The sequence below is a fragment of the Rhodoferax sp. BAB1 genome (genome assembly GCF_013334205.1).
Classification (GTDB): Bacteria; Pseudomonadota; Gammaproteobacteria; order Burkholderiales; family Burkholderiaceae_C; genus Hylemonella.
Genome location: NZ_CP054424.1, coordinates 826,749 through 839,648 on the forward strand (window position 1 = coordinate 826,749; position 12,900 = coordinate 839,648).

The 12,900-nt window shown below is 67.3% G+C and carries 13 protein-coding genes and 1 pseudogene; 8 read left to right on the forward strand and 6 right to left on the reverse strand.

Annotated elements, in window-relative coordinates:
• Positions 1 to 192 precede the first annotated feature (192 nt).
• From HTY51_RS04045 to HTY51_RS04055, 3 genes and pseudogenes are all read left to right on the forward strand, one after another.
• Positions 193 to 755 (forward strand): annotated as a pseudogene (locus HTY51_RS04045) (lytic transglycosylase domain-containing protein).
• A 74-nt stretch (positions 756 to 829) separates the two neighbouring features.
• Positions 830 to 1,846, forward strand: a complete 1,017-nt coding sequence (locus HTY51_RS04050) for an LLM class flavin-dependent oxidoreductase (protein ID WP_174251526.1) — start codon at positions 830 to 832, stop codon at positions 1,844 to 1,846.
• A gap of 28 nt (positions 1,847 to 1,874) precedes the next feature.
• Positions 1,875 to 2,123 carry a DUF3297 family protein gene (locus HTY51_RS04055; protein WP_057676775.1) on the forward strand — a complete coding sequence of 83 codons (249 nt, stop codon included), beginning with the start codon at positions 1,875 to 1,877 and terminating at the stop codon, positions 2,121 to 2,123.
• Positions 2,124 to 2,147: 24 nt separating this feature from the next.
• Here the strand turns inward: HTY51_RS04055 and dbpA are convergent, their stop codons facing one another.
• Positions 2,148 to 3,539, reverse strand: a complete 1,392-nt coding sequence (gene dbpA, locus HTY51_RS04060; RefSeq protein ID WP_174251527.1) for an ATP-dependent RNA helicase DbpA — start codon at positions 3,537 to 3,539, stop codon at positions 2,148 to 2,150.
• A 99-nt stretch (positions 3,540 to 3,638) separates the two neighbouring features.
• Here dbpA and HTY51_RS04065 point away from each other — a divergent pair, with 99 nt between their 5' ends.
• From HTY51_RS04065 to HTY51_RS04080, 4 genes are all read left to right on the forward strand, one after another.
• A complete protein-coding gene (locus tag HTY51_RS04065) occupies positions 3,639 to 4,535 on the forward strand; it encodes a dienelactone hydrolase family protein (protein ID WP_174251528.1) in 897 nt (298 codons plus the stop codon).
• 90 nt (positions 4,536 to 4,625) lie between these two features.
• Positions 4,626 to 5,441, forward strand: a complete 816-nt coding sequence (locus tag HTY51_RS04070) for a ZIP family metal transporter (protein WP_174251529.1) — start codon at positions 4,626 to 4,628, stop codon at positions 5,439 to 5,441.
• Positions 5,442 to 5,449: 8 nt separating this feature from the next.
• The gene (locus HTY51_RS04075; RefSeq protein ID WP_254606981.1) at positions 5,450 to 6,028 is read left to right on the forward strand and encodes a restriction endonuclease; all 579 of its coding nucleotides are present in this window, start codon (positions 5,450 to 5,452) and stop codon (positions 6,026 to 6,028) included.
• A 63-nt stretch (positions 6,029 to 6,091) separates the two neighbouring features.
• A complete protein-coding gene (locus tag HTY51_RS04080) occupies positions 6,092 to 6,397 on the forward strand; it encodes a hypothetical protein (protein WP_174251530.1) in 306 nt (101 codons plus the stop codon).
• A gap of 6 nt (positions 6,398 to 6,403) precedes the next feature.
• On the opposite strand, the gene HTY51_RS04085 is transcribed toward HTY51_RS04080, so the two are convergent.
• From HTY51_RS04085 to HTY51_RS04100, 4 genes are all read right to left on the reverse strand, one after another.
• On the reverse strand, positions 6,404 to 6,829 hold the full coding sequence (locus HTY51_RS04085) for a VOC family protein (RefSeq protein WP_174251531.1): 426 nt from the start codon (positions 6,827 to 6,829) through the stop codon (positions 6,404 to 6,406).
• Between the two features lie 20 nt (positions 6,830 to 6,849).
• Positions 6,850 to 8,109, reverse strand: coding sequence for a putative Na+/H+ antiporter (locus HTY51_RS04090; RefSeq protein ID WP_174251532.1), 1,260 nt, complete (start codon positions 8,107 to 8,109; stop codon positions 6,850 to 6,852).
• 70 nt (positions 8,110 to 8,179) lie between these two features.
• Positions 8,180 to 9,037: a sulfurtransferase gene (locus tag HTY51_RS04095; RefSeq protein ID WP_174251533.1), complete on the reverse strand. Its 858-nt coding sequence runs from the start codon at positions 9,035 to 9,037 to the stop codon at positions 8,180 to 8,182.
• A 10-nt stretch (positions 9,038 to 9,047) separates the two neighbouring features.
• Positions 9,048 to 9,935: a DMT family transporter gene (locus tag HTY51_RS04100; protein WP_174251534.1), complete on the reverse strand. Its 888-nt coding sequence runs from the start codon at positions 9,933 to 9,935 to the stop codon at positions 9,048 to 9,050.
• A 126-nt stretch (positions 9,936 to 10,061) separates the two neighbouring features.
• Between HTY51_RS04100 and HTY51_RS04105 the strand changes: the two genes are divergently transcribed.
• The gene (locus HTY51_RS04105; RefSeq protein WP_174251535.1) at positions 10,062 to 11,657 is read left to right on the forward strand and encodes an EAL domain-containing protein; all 1,596 of its coding nucleotides are present in this window, start codon (positions 10,062 to 10,064) and stop codon (positions 11,655 to 11,657) included.
• Between the two features lie 29 nt (positions 11,658 to 11,686).
• Here HTY51_RS04105 and HTY51_RS04110 read toward each other — a convergent pair whose 3' ends face one another.
• Positions 11,687 to 12,808 carry an aromatic ring-hydroxylating dioxygenase subunit alpha gene (locus tag HTY51_RS04110; RefSeq protein WP_174251536.1) on the reverse strand — a complete coding sequence of 374 codons (1,122 nt, stop codon included), beginning with the start codon at positions 12,806 to 12,808 and terminating at the stop codon, positions 11,687 to 11,689.
• Positions 12,809 to 12,900 lie beyond the last annotated feature (92 nt).

Below are 12,900 nucleotides of genomic sequence, written 5' to 3' on the forward strand. Positions count from 1 at the left end.
GATTTCGCGGAGAATGTGGGCGCGCACTGATTTTCCTGATCCAGCATGGTTTCCCCACCGACCCCCGCCTGTTCCCAGGCAGCATGGCCATCTCCCCTGGCCATGCGCCGGGTGCTGCCTGTGCTGCTGCTCGTGCTGGCGGCGCCGGTGCTCGCGCAGGGGCCCAGCGCGCCGGCTGCGGACGCGGCGCCCATGGACCTGCCCAGGCCCGCCACCAGGATCTACAAATCGCTCTCGGGCGGCACCACCTCGTTTTCCGACCGGCCGCCCAGCCATGGGGCCTACGTGGTCATCAGGCCGCAGTGTTATGCCTGCAGCCCCGAGTCCACGGTGAACTGGCATGCCACCCGCCTGTACCGTGATGCTTTTGCCTCCGAGATCGAGCAGGCAGCGCAGCTGTACAACGTGGATCCGGCGCTGGTGCGCGCCGTGATCCATGCGGAGTCGGGTTTCAACGTGCATGCGCGCTCTCCCAAGGGGGCGATCGGCCTGATGCAGCTGATGCCGGCGACGGCACGTCAGCTGGGGGTGGCCAACCCACGCCACCCGCGCGAGAACATCCACGGGGGGCGCGTTACCTGGCCGAGATGCTGGTCCGTTTCCGCAATGACCTGACCCTGGCCACGGCTGCCTACAACGCCGGGCCGCAAGCCGTGCAGAAATACGCCGGTGTGCCGCCCTATGCCGAGACCCGGGTCTATGTGCAGCGCGTGCGTATCCTGCACCAGCGCTACAAGGGCAGCCCGCAGGGCTGAGGCCGGGCCGGCCCCGGGGCCTGGCCGATAGACCGGGCCCGGCACGGGTTTCGGGTCTCGCCGAGAATAGGCCCATGAAAGCACTGAAAGACATCGCCCTCTCCATGCTGGACCTGGTGGCCGTGCGCGAAGGCGGCACGGTGGCCGAGGCCCTGGGCATCGCCCTGCGCACGGCGAAGCACGCCGAGGCGCTCGGCTTCACGCGCTACTGGCTGGCCGAGCACCACAACATGCCGGGCATCGCCAGCTCGGCCACCGCGGTACTGGTGGGGCACATTGCCGGCGGCACGCAGCGCATCCGCGTGGGTTCGGGCGGCATCATGCTGCCCAACCATGCGCCGCTGGTGGTGGCCGAGGCCTTCGGCACGCTGGCCGAGCTCTACCCGGGCCGCATCGACCTGGGCCTGGGCCGCGCGCCCGGCACCGACCCCATGACCATGCGCGCGCTGCGCCGCGACCGGGTCGAGACCGAAGAGGATTTCCCGCGCGACGTGGCCGAGCTGCAGCGCCTGCTGGGCCCGGCCCAGCCCGGCCAGCGCCTGATCGCCATGCCCGGCGCCGGCACCCAGGTGCCGATCTGGCTGCTGGGCTCCAGCCTGTTCTCCGCCCAGCTCGCGGCCGAGCGCGGTCTGCCCTATGCCTTCGCCTCGCACTTCGCGCCGCGCCTGCTCTTGCAGGCCATCGAGTTGTACCGCCGCCGTTTCCAGCCTTCGGCCACGCTGGCCCAGCCCTACGTGGCCATCGGCGTGCCGGTGATCGCCGCGCCGAGCGACGAGGAGGCCGAGTTCCTGGCCAGCAGCACCTACCAGCGCGTGCTGGGCATCATCACGGGCAAACGCGGCCGCCTGGCGCCGCCGGTGCGGGACTTCATGGCGCAATTGCACCCGCAGGAGCGCGCCGCCATTGCCGACTTCCTGGCCATGGCCGTGATTGGCGGGCCGCAGACCGTGCGCGCCGGTTTCGAGCAGCTGGCCCAGGCCACGCAGGCCGATGAATTCATCCTGGTCTCCGATGTCTTTGACGCCGACCTGCGCCTGCGCTCGCTGGACATCGCGGCCGCCGCCCGCGCCGCCGAGCCCCAAGCCGCCTGATGGACCGCCTGTACGACAATACGTCCCCATGAACGACACGACGCAACGCCCCGAACTCCCCGACCACCTCTCCATCGACCCGCGCAGCCCGCACTACGTGGCGGCCGTCTTCGAGCACGACGTGGGCATCACCTTCAACGGCAAGGAACGCAAGGACGTGGAGGAATACTGCGTCAGCGAAGGCTGGGTCAAGGTGCCGGCTGGCAAGACGCTGGACCGCAAGGGCAACCCGCTGATGATCAAGCTCAAGGGCAAGGTCGAAGCGTTTTACCGCTAGCGACAACGGGCCGGCTGGCGGTGGTCAATCCTCGCCGACCAGCCTGGCCTTCACGCTCTTGCCCTTGACCTTGCCCGCATTCAGGCGGGCCACGGCCTCGCTGGCAATGCTGCGCTCCACGGCCACGAAGGTGCAGAACTCGGTGACGTTGATCTTGCCGATCTGCTCGCGGGTGTAGCCGGCCTCGCCGGTGAGCGCGCCCAGCACGTCGCCGGGGCGGATCTTTTCCTTGCGGCCACCGAGGATCTGCAGTGTCGTCATGGGCGGCAGCAGCGGCTCCTGGCTGGCCGGTTTCAGTTCGTCCAGCTTGTGCCAGACCGATTCCTGCGTCTGGTACTGCTCGATCTTTCCCACCGCTCCCATCTCGTCCATGCTGGCCAGGCTCAGGGCCAGGCCGGACTCGCCGGCGCGGCCGGTGCGGCCGATGCGGTGCACATGCACCTCGGGGTCGGGCGAGATGTCCACGTTGATCACGGCTTCGAGCTGCGTGATGTCCAGCCCGCGCGAGGCCACGTCGGTGGCCACCAGCACCGAGCAGCTGCGGTTGGCAAATTGCGCCAGCACCTGGTCGCGTTCGCGCTGCTCCAGTTCGCCGTACAGGGCCAGCGCGCTGATGCCCTGGGCCTGCAGCAGGGTCACCAGTTCCTTGCAGCGTTGTTTGGTGTTGCAGAAGGCCAGGGTGCTGACCGGGCGGAAGTGCAGCAGCAGCTGGGCCACGGCCTGCAGGCGATTCGCACGCGTGACCTCGTAGAAACGCTGCTCGATCTTCGGTGCGCTCTGCTTGGTTTCCACCTTGACCTGCTGCGGATCGCGCAGGAATTGTTTGGCGATCTTGTCTATGCCTTCGGGGTAGGTGGCCGAGAACAGCAGGGTCTGCCGTTCCTTCGGGCACTGTTTGGCCACGGTGGTGATGTCGTCGAAGAAACCCATGTCCAGCATGCGGTCGGCCTCGTCCAGCACCAGGGTGTTGAGTGCGGCCAGGTCCAGGGTGCCGCGCTGCAGGTGGTCCATGATGCGCCCCGGTGTGCCCACCACGATGTGGGCGCCGTGTTCCAGGCTGGCGCTCTGCATGCGCAGGGGCACGCCACCACAGAGGGTGACGATCTTGATGTTGTCCTGCGCACGCGCCAGGCGGCGCAGTTCGACGGTCACCTGGTCGGCCAGTTCGCGGGTGGGGCAGAGCACCAGGGACTGCACGGCAAAACGGCGGGGGTTCAGGTTGGCCAGCAGCACCAGGGCGAAGGCGGCGGTCTTGCCGCTGCCGGTCTGGGCCTGGGCGATCAGGTCCTTGCCCAGCAGGGCGATGGGCAGGCTGGTCGCCTGGATCGGTGTCATCGCGCTGTAACCCAGCTGCTGGAGGTTCTCCAGCATGGCGGGGCTCAGGGGCAGGGTGCTGAAGGCGGTGGGAGTGGACATGCCCGATTATCGACGCCCTGCAAGCCATAGGGGCAATGCAGCCGTCCCGGGCCGGTACTAGACTCGGCCTTTTTCCAACCCCATGACGAGGAATTTCCGATGATGAACCGCGATCTGGAAACCGAATTCAAGGCCCTGCTGCCGGGCCAGAGCACCGAGCTGGGCGCCACCCGCCGCACCGCGCTCAAGGCCACGCTGGGCGTGGGCTTTGCCGCCTCGGCCCTGCCCATCATGGCGCAGACCGTCATCAAGACCCCGACCGATGGCCTGACCGTGGGTGAGGTCAGTATCGACGTCAAGGGTTTCAAGATGCCGGCCTACCGCGCCATGCCGGCCGGCGGCAAGAACCTGCCCGTGGTGCTGGTGCTGTCCGAGATTTTCGGCGTGCACGAGCACATCGCTGACGTGGCCAACCGCTTCGCGCGTGCCGGTTACCTGGCCATCGCCCCGGAACTCTTCGTGCGCCAGGGTGATGCGCAGAGTTATGGCGAGATGGCCAAGCTGATCGCCGAGGTGATCTCCAAGGTGCCGGACGCACAGGTCATGGCCGACCTGGACGCCACCGTGGCCTGGGCCGGCGCCAACGGGGGTGACCTGGCGCGCGTGGGCGTCACGGGCTTCTGCTGGGGCGGGCGCCAGACCTGGCTCTACACCGCGCACAACAAGTCCATCAAGGCCGGCGTGGCCTGGTACGGACGCATCGTTGGCGCCCAGAACGAGCTGACGCCGAAGAACCCGATCGACATCGCCGGCCAGTTGAACGGCCCGGTGCTGGGCCTGTACGGCGATGCCGACACCGGCATCCCGCTGGACGGCGTGGAGAAGATGAAGGTCGCGCTGGCAGCCGGCAATGCCAAGTCCAAGGCCTCGCAGTTCGTGGTCTACAAGGACGCGCCGCACGCCTTCCACGCCGACTACCGCCCCAGCTACCGCAAGGAAGCGGCCGAGGACGGCTGGAAGCGCTGCCTGGCATGGTTCAAGGCGAACGGCGTTTGAGAACGCGCCGCTCAGCAAGCAAGCCGCCTGCGGGCGGCTTTTTCATGGGCCGGACCGGCGCCCCTTGACACGTCTGAGAGAATCGAGGGCATGACCCTGATCGCCATTCTTCTCGGCACCCTGGCGGCCGGCATCGGCAGCGTCTGGCTGGCCGCGGCCCTGAGCTTCGGTGTGCTCTCGCGTTACACCCAGCACATGCTCAGCCTGGCGGCCGGTGCCCTGCTGGGCACGGCCTTCCTGCACCTGCTGCCCGAGGCCTTCGAGGGCGGCATCGATGCGCAGGCGCTGTTCCTCACCCTGCTGGTCGGCGTGATCTTCTTCTTCCTGCTCGACAAGGCCGAGCTCTGGCACCACGGCCACGAACACCACCACGACGATGCCGGGCACGACCATGACCATGCGCATGATCATGATCATGAGCACCACCACGGGCACGGGCATGGACCCGAGCGCATGGCCGGCGGCTGGAGCGTACTGGCCGGCGACAGCGTGCACTGCTTCGGCGACGGCATCCTGATCGCCTCGGCCTTCGTGGCTGACCTGCGCCTGGGGGTGATCGCCGCGCTGGCCGTGCTGGCCCACGAGGTGCCGCACCACATGGGCGACCTCATGGTGCTGCGCCAGAGCAGTGGCACGCGCAAGGCAGCCCTGCTCAAGGTCACGCTGGCCGGTGCCATCACGGCGCTGGGCGGCCTGGTGGGCTACTGGCTGGTGGACCTGCTGCACGACTACCTGACCTACTTCCTGGTCGTGGCCTCCAGCAGCTTCATCTACGTGGCCCTGGCCGACCTGATCCCGCAGCTGCAAAAGCGCCTGAGCCTGGGCGAGACCCTGGCCCAGATCGCCTGGCTGCTGGCCGGTATCGCCCTGGTCACCGTGGCCAGTGCCCTGACGCACACGCACTGAGACAAGCCATGTTCAAGTTCAAGATGAACGAGCGTTCGCTCTTTGCCGTGCTGCTGCGCTCGCCCTGGTGGATCAGCCTGCTGATCTCCGTGCTGATGTCGGTGGGCGCCTTTGCCCTGCTGCCGCGCGAGTACGCGGTGGTGGTGATGCTGGGCACCTTTCCTTTTGTGGTGGTCGCCGCCGTGGCGGCCTGGCGCCAATGGAACGCACCGAGCCCGGCGCGGCTGGCCCAGGCGCTGGAGCGGGCCGCCGCCATGTCCTGGCGCGACTTTGCGCTGGCCATGGAGCAGGCCTGGCAGCACCAGGGTTTCAGCGTCACGCGCCTGGAGGGTCTGGCGGCTGATTTCCGGCTGGAACGCCAGGGCCAGGTCAGCCTGCTGAGCTGCCGGCGCTGGAAGGCCGCCAGCCACGGCGTGGAGATCCTGCGCGAGTTGCGGGCCGCCTGCGAGCAGCAGGGTGCCCAGGGCATCTACCTCTGCCTGGCGCCGGTGTCCGACGTGGCCGAAGCCTATGCCAAGGCGAGCGGCCTGCGCCTGATCCATGGCGACGGGGTGGCGGTGGTGCTGCTGCAGGCCGGGACGCCCTGAGGTGCGGGCCCCTTGTATTTGCGGCCGGGGCACACACCTGCTGCAGAGTATGGAAAACCCAAGGTGGACAAACTGATCAAGACCGTGTTCGGCCTGCTGTTGCGGGTCCTGTTGCTGGGCGTGGGCCTGGTGTTCCTGGCCGGCGTGCTGCTGGTGACGGCGCTGCTGCTTGGGCTGTGGGGCCTGCGCGCGCTGTGGGCCCGCCTGAGCGGCCGCCCGGTGCAGCCGCTGGCTTTCACCATCCTGCGCCGTGCCCAGTGGCAGCGTTTCTACCGGCCGGGGACGGCGCCGTCCACGCAGGCAAGCGACGTGATCGATGTCGAGTCGCGCCAGGTCGACAGCCCCGACGCCGACCGTCTCGGCCGCTGACAACTCCTAGTCTGCCTCGGGCGCCCAGGCCGGATTCCACACCACTTCCCAGAGATGCTGGTCCGGATCCTGGAAGTAGCCCGCGTAGCCGCCCCAGAAGGTGACCTGTGCCGGTTTGACGATGCTGGCGCCAGCGTGCGCTGCCTTTTTCATCACGGCATCCACCTCGTCACGGGAGGCCACGTTGTGGCCCAGTGACAACCCGGTGGGGCAGGGCGGGCTCAGGGCCAGGCCGCTGTCGCGCGCCAGGCTGCTGCGCGGCCACAGTGCCAGCTTCAAGCCATGCTGCAGGTCGATGAAGACCACGGCCCCGTGTTCGAACTCGGTGCCGATGATGCCTTCGGTGGCGAAACCAAGACCGTCGCGGTAGAAGCGCAGCGCGCGCTCCAGGTCTTCGACGGCCAGGGTGATGACGGTGATGCGTGCCTGCATGCCCGCAGTATGCCGCCAGCTCAGAGCAGGCGGAAAGCCAGCACGGCCACCAGGGTCGGGGGCAGCGCGCCGACCAGCAGGCCCAGCGGGTTGATGGTGTTGTCCTCGAACTTGCTGCGCAGGATGGACACACCGGCCGGGTTGGGTGCGTTGGCGATCACGGTCAGGCCGCCCCCGGTGACGGCGCCGGCCACCAGCGCGATCTTGAACTCCTCGCTCAGGCCCTGTACCAGCGAACCCAGGTAGGTCAGGGCCGCGTTGTCGGTGATGGCGGTGAGCGCCGTGGCGCCGAAGAACACGGTGGTGCTGTCCATGCCCATCAGCACCGGCTGCAGCCACCATTGCTGCAGGCCGCCCAGCACCACCAGGCCGGCCAGGAAGAAGGCCACCAGCAGGCCTTCGCGCAGGATCAGGCGGTCCTGGTGGTGGGCGTAGGCCGTGGCAAAGCCCATGAAAAAGAGGAAGAGGCCCATGAACACCGCCGGGTGGTGGGCGAACACCACCACGCCCAGCAGGAAAAGCAGGTGCACCACCGTCACCGTCCAGGGCACGGCTGCGGCCTGGCCGGCGGGTTTGGCCGCCATGTGGCCCAGCTGCTTGCGAAACAGCAGCATGGCACAGCCGGCATTGATGAACACGGCGATGGCCGCCTTCCAGCCGAAGTTGCTGAGCATGAACCAGAGGTCCCAGTTCCAGGTGGCGGCCACCATGAGCACGGGCGGGGCGGCAAAGGGTGTGAGCGTGCCGCCGATGGAAATGTTGACGAAGAGCACACCCACCGTCGTGTACTTGAGCGCGCGCGAGACCGGCTGGGCAAACAGCGTGTCGCGCAGCATCAGCGCGGCCAGGGTCATGGCGGCCGGCTCGGTGATGAAGGAGCCCAGCAGCGGCACCAGGGCCAGCACCAGGAAGTACATGGCCATGCCGCGCGGCAGCGGCGTGAAGTTGGCCACTGCGCGCACCAGTCTGCCGGCGAACTGCAGGATGGCGCGGGTGCCCGCGATCACCATGATGGCGAAGACGAACATGGGCTCGGTGTAGTTGCGACTGTCCAGGTAGGCCGTGGCCTGCTGCGTGCCGCTGAGCGCGAACATGCAGAGCATGAGCACCAGGGCCCAGACGCCGAACACCACCTCCACCTCGCCCAGCAGGTGCCACAGGCCGGCATGCCGGGGCTGGGTGTGGGCCAGGCGCTCGAAGAACTTGGTCGAGAAGGTGTGGATGACGGCCAGTGCGAACAGCACGGCGGCAAGGATTTGTAGCAGGCCGGGATTTTCCATCCGTCCACCTTAACCCGGCTGGCCCGCGCCGGGGCTATAACCCCTCATCCCTGTTTGGACTTGCCGGCGTTCAGCCGCGTGCCACCGGCCGGGCCGCCTCGGCACACCACTCGCTCCAGCTGCCGGCATACAGCGCGCCGCGGCCCAGGCCGGCGATCTCCATGGCCAGCAGATTGGGCAGGGCGCTCACGCCGCTGCCGCAGTGGTGTACCGCAGTCTGTGGACGCCGCCCGTCCAGCAGGGCCAGGAACTCGGCCTTCAGTTGTGCGGGCGACTTGAACTTGCCGTCGGGCCCCAGGTTCTCTGCGAAAGGGCGGTTCAGCGCGCCGGGAATGTGGCCGGCCACCGGGTCCAGCGGCTCCACCTCGCCGCGAAAGCGTGCCGGCGCGCGCGCGTCGATCAGGGTCTGGTCGGGCAACTCCAGGTGCTTGAGCACGTCCTGCGTCGTGGCCAGTCGCGCCAGTGGCGCGCCGGCCTTGAAGCTGGAAGGCACACGCGGCAGGTCCGGCCCGGTGGCCACCGGGCCGTTGACGGCCTCCCAGGCCTGCAGCCCGCCGTCGAGCACGGCCACGTTTTCGTGGCCCACCCACTTCAGCATCCACCACAGGCGCCCGCAGTAGTTGGCGCCCTGGCGGTCGTAGACCACGGCCTGCATGTCGCTCTGGAAACCCACGCTGGCCAGCCAGGCCGCGAAGACCTCGGGCTTCGGTAAAGGATGGCGGCCACCGTTCACAGCCTGCGACTTGTCTTTCGCGCTCATGTGGCGGTCGACATTGGCACGCACCGCGCCGGCGATGCGCACGCGCTCGTACTGCGCGTCGCCCTCGGCCGGTTTCATGAGCTCGAAGCTGCAGTCGAACACCATCAGGGGCTTGTGGTCGTGCACCAGGTGCTTGAGCTGTTCGGCGCTGATCAGGGTGGTGTACATGGCAAATCCTTCAGTGATCTTCGGCGGGGGTGTCGGGGAGGGCGCGTTCGCGCAGGAAGGTCGCGGCCACGCCGCTGACCACGATGAGGGCGATGCCCAGCCAGCCGTAGAGCGGGATCTGGTCACCGAACAGCAGCAGGCTGTAGAGCGCACCGAACACGATGCCCGAGTACTGCAGGCTGGCCACCACCAGGGTATGGCCGTGGCTGTAGGCGCGGGTCATGCACCACTGGCCCAGCGTGGCCAGCACGCCGATGGGCAGCAGCCAGGCCGCGGCCTGCCAGCTGATCTGGTCCAGTGGCGTGAAGCCGGTGTAGAGGATGCCCAGGACGCCGGTCACCAGGGTGCCGAGGGCGAAATAGAACACGGTGCGCTCCACCGGCTCCCCGGCGCGGCCCAGCGCCGTGACCTGAAGGTAGGCCAGTGCCGCGCTCATGCCGCCGATCAGGCCGATCAGGCCGGCGAACAGCTGGTTCTGGTCGATGGTGGGGCGCAGCGTCAGCACCACGCCGGCAAAACCCAGCAGCACGGTGAGCAGCAGCGGCCCCTGGCGTTCGGACTTGCCGTAGAGCAGGGCGCCACCGACGATGAAGGCCGCCACCCAGACCCCGCTCATGTAGTTCAGCGTCATGGCCGTGGCCAGCGGCAGCCAGGCTATGGCATAGAACCAGGCGGCGAGCGAGAAACCGCCCACCAGGCTGCGCCAGGCGTGCATCAGGGGGACCTGCGTGCGCAGCGAGGTGCCGTGGATGCGCAGCGCCACGGCCAGGAAGGCGACGCTGATGAGGCCGCGGTAGAGGACCAGCTCGGCGGTGTTGAAGGACGCCGAGGCGTACTTCACCGCCACGCCCATGGTGGCGAAGAAGAAGGCACCGAGGACCATCCAGAGGGCTTGCATGATGACGAGAGAGATAGGGGAACAGGGAGTTTAACGGCGCGCTTCTGGAAAACTCCGGTGGGATGGCCAGGCGTATGTATGGCAATATGCTTTCCAAACAAGCCGGGGTCTGCCATCGATACTTCCTTGAAAGCGCTGAAGCAGATTCTGGGTGACGCGGGCAAGAGCACCCTCGTGCTGGCCCTGGTCCTGGTGGCCCTCTCCGTGCTGGCGGCCTGGCAGTTGTCGCGGCAGCTGGCGCTGCAGGTGGAGTCCGCCCATGTGCTGGGTTATGCCCGGGATGTCCTGCGTCGCAACGAGCAGACTTCCGAGCAGGTGACGGGCGGTATCAAGCTGCTGCTCAAGGAGGCCGTACCAGACCCCTGTTCGGCGTCAAGCATCGATCTCATGAAGCAGATCGATCTGGCCTCCAGCAATCTCCAGGCCATCGGCCGTGTCGTCGGCAACCGCCTGGTCTGTTCTTCCCTGGGCCGGCACACGCCTGGCCTGGATCTGGGTCCGCCTGACTTCATCACCGCCCTGGGGTATCAGATCCGGCAGCATGTCGTGTTCCCGTTCGCACCGGGCCAGTCGCTGGCCGTCGTCGAGTGGCAGGGCTACGCTGCCATCCTGCACAAGGATTTGCCGGTGGATGTGGCCCTTGCCGAGGCCGACGGGCTGCTGGGGGTCTTCACGGGAGCGGAGCGTCGATTGCTGATGTCCCGTGGCGCCCTGCCGGAGCGATGGGCACAGCACCTGCGCGAAGGCTGGGAAACTGTCGTCGTGGCGGACGGGCATCTGATCGCCGTGTTGCGTTCAAGAACATGGAGTTCGGGCAGCATGGCGGCCTTGCCGGTGAGCTATCTGGACCGGCGTACGCGTGCCTTCGCCTGGATCCTGCTGCCGGCCGGACTGGTGACCGGTGTCGCGCTGGCGCTGGTGGCCCTGCTGCTGGCGCGCCGTCAGCGCTCGCTCGTCACGGTGATGCGAAGCGCGCTGCGGCGCCAGGAGTTCTTTCTGGTCTACCAGCCCATCGTGGAACTGGAGACCGGGAAGTGGGTCGGCGCCGAGGCCCTGCTGCGCTGGCGTCGTTCCTCGGGTGAGATGGTGCCCCCCGATGTGTTCATCCAGCTGGCCGAAAACAATGGTCTGATCGGCCAGGTGACCGAATATGTGCTGCAACGGGTCGCCCGTGAGGCGGGGGCGTTGCTCAGGTCGGACGCCGGCTTCCATCTCGCCCTCAATCTCTCCGCCTTCGACATGCATTCCGGGCGCATCGTCGGCCTGCTGGACGGCCTGGCGGCTGAACTGCAGATCGAACCGAACCAGTTGGTGCTGGAGGTGACCGAGCGCGGATTCCTACAGGCGGATCTGGCCCGGGCCGTGGTGCAAACGTTGCGAGCGCGGGGCTTTCAGATTGCCATCGATGACTTCGGGACCGGCTATTCCAGCCTGTCCTACCTGGAGACTTTCAGTGTCGATAGCCTGAAGATCGACAAATCCTTCATCGACAAGATCGGGACCGAATCGGCAGCCAGTGGCGTCGTGTCGCACATCATCGGAATGGCCAAGTCGCTCAGGCTGGCCATGGTGGCCGAGGGCGTTGAAACGCAGGCGCAGGCCGATTACCTGCGCGCCAGTGGTGTCCAGTTCGCACAGGGCTGGCTGTACAGCAAGCCTCTGCCGCTGGACGCGTTGAAAGCCGGCTTGCTGAAGGCGGCGGCGAGCGTGGATCCCGTCTGAGCCCGGGCCTGGAGCCCGCCGGGTCGGTCTCAGGGCGCCATCTGCTTCCGATACCACTCATGAAAATGCTGCATGCCATCCTCCATGGGGCTCTGGTAAGGCCCGACCTCGTTATCGCCGCGCTCGAACAGGGCCCGGCGCCCCGCGTCCATGCGCTCGGCGATCTCGTCGTCCTCGATGCAGGTCTCCATGTAGGCGGCCTGCTGGGCTTCGACGAACTCGCGCTCGAAGGCGGTGATGTCTTCCGGGTAGTAGAACTCCACCATGTTCAGCGTCTTGTTCGGGCTGATGGGGTGCAGGGTGGAGACGGTCAGCACGTGCGGGTACCACTCGACCATGATGTGCGGGTAGTAGGTCAGCCAGATCGCGCCGCGCTCGGGCTTCTGGCCGTTGCGGTACTTCAGCAGCGCATCGTGCCAGCGCTGGTAGACGGGCGAACCCGGGCGCTCGAAGGCTTCGGACACGCCCACGGTCTGCACCGAGTAGTTGTCCTTGAACTCCCAGTTCAGGTCCTCGCAGGTCACGAAATGGCCCAGGCCCGGGTGGAAGGGGCCGACGTGGTAGTCCTCCAGATAGACCTCGATGAAGGTCTTCCAGTTGTAGTTGCACTCGTGCAGCTCCACGCGGTCCAGCGTGAAACCGGTGAAATCGAGCTCGGCGCGCGGGCCCATCCCGGCCAGGTCGGCCTGGATGTCGCGGCCGTTGTCTTCGAACAGCAGGCCGTTCCACTCCTGCAGCTTGTAGTTGTTCAGGTTCAGGCAGGGGTCCTGCGCGAAATGCGGCGCGCCGATCAGCTGGCCCTGGGCGCTGTAGGTCCAGCGGTGCAGTGGACAGACGATGTTGCCGCCGGCGCTGCCAGGTGCCGTGGCCTTGAGCGAGCCACGCCCCTTGAGCATCACGGCCTGGCGGTGCCGGCAGACGTTGGAGATGAGCTCCACACCCTGTGGCGTGCGCACCAAGGCCCGCCCTTCCTTTTCCTGGGGGAGGGCGTAGTAGTCGCCGACTTCGGGGACGCTGGCAGCATGGCCCACATAACGCGGGCCACGTCCGAAAATGAGTGCCATCTCGCGCTGGAACAGCGCTTCGTCGAAGTAGCTTGAAACTGGTAGTTGGCTGTGCGCCTGCTGCAGTTGAAGACTTAAATCAGACATGGGTGACCTGACCTAAAGACTCCCCACAGGGAGGTGCGCCCGGAGGCGTCAAAAGGAAAAACGGCGTTGCCCGTACGGCAGGCCAGGAGAGC

Excerpts from the sequence above, each read along its gene's own strand:
- HTY51_RS04075 (WP_254606981.1), top strand. The coding sequence starts at position 5,450 with ATGTTCAAGTTCAAGATGAACGAGCGTTCGCTCTTTGCCGTGCTGCTG.
- HTY51_RS04110 (WP_174251536.1), bottom strand. The coding sequence starts at position 12,808 with ATGTCTGATTTAAGTCTTCAACTGCAGCAGGCGCACAGCCAACTACCA.
- HTY51_RS04095 (WP_174251533.1), bottom strand. The coding sequence starts at position 9,037 with ATGTACACCACCCTGATCAGCGCCGAACAGCTCAAGCACCTGGTGCAC.
- HTY51_RS04050 (WP_174251526.1), top strand. The coding sequence starts at position 830 with ATGAAAGCACTGAAAGACATCGCCCTCTCCATGCTGGACCTGGTGGCC.
- HTY51_RS04100 (WP_174251534.1), bottom strand. The coding sequence starts at position 9,935 with ATGCAAGCCCTCTGGATGGTCCTCGGTGCCTTCTTCTTCGCCACCATG.
- HTY51_RS04055 (WP_057676775.1), top strand. The coding sequence starts at position 1,875 with ATGAACGACACGACGCAACGCCCCGAACTCCCCGACCACCTCTCCATC.
- dbpA (WP_174251527.1), bottom strand. The coding sequence starts at position 3,539 with ATGTCCACTCCCACCGCCTTCAGCACCCTGCCCCTGAGCCCCGCCATG.
- HTY51_RS04065 (WP_174251528.1), top strand. The coding sequence starts at position 3,639 with ATGATGAACCGCGATCTGGAAACCGAATTCAAGGCCCTGCTGCCGGGC.
- HTY51_RS04070 (WP_174251529.1), top strand. The coding sequence starts at position 4,626 with ATGACCCTGATCGCCATTCTTCTCGGCACCCTGGCGGCCGGCATCGGC.
- HTY51_RS04085 (WP_174251531.1), bottom strand. The coding sequence starts at position 6,829 with ATGCAGGCACGCATCACCGTCATCACCCTGGCCGTCGAAGACCTGGAG.
- HTY51_RS04090 (WP_174251532.1), bottom strand. The coding sequence starts at position 8,109 with ATGGAAAATCCCGGCCTGCTACAAATCCTTGCCGCCGTGCTGTTCGCA.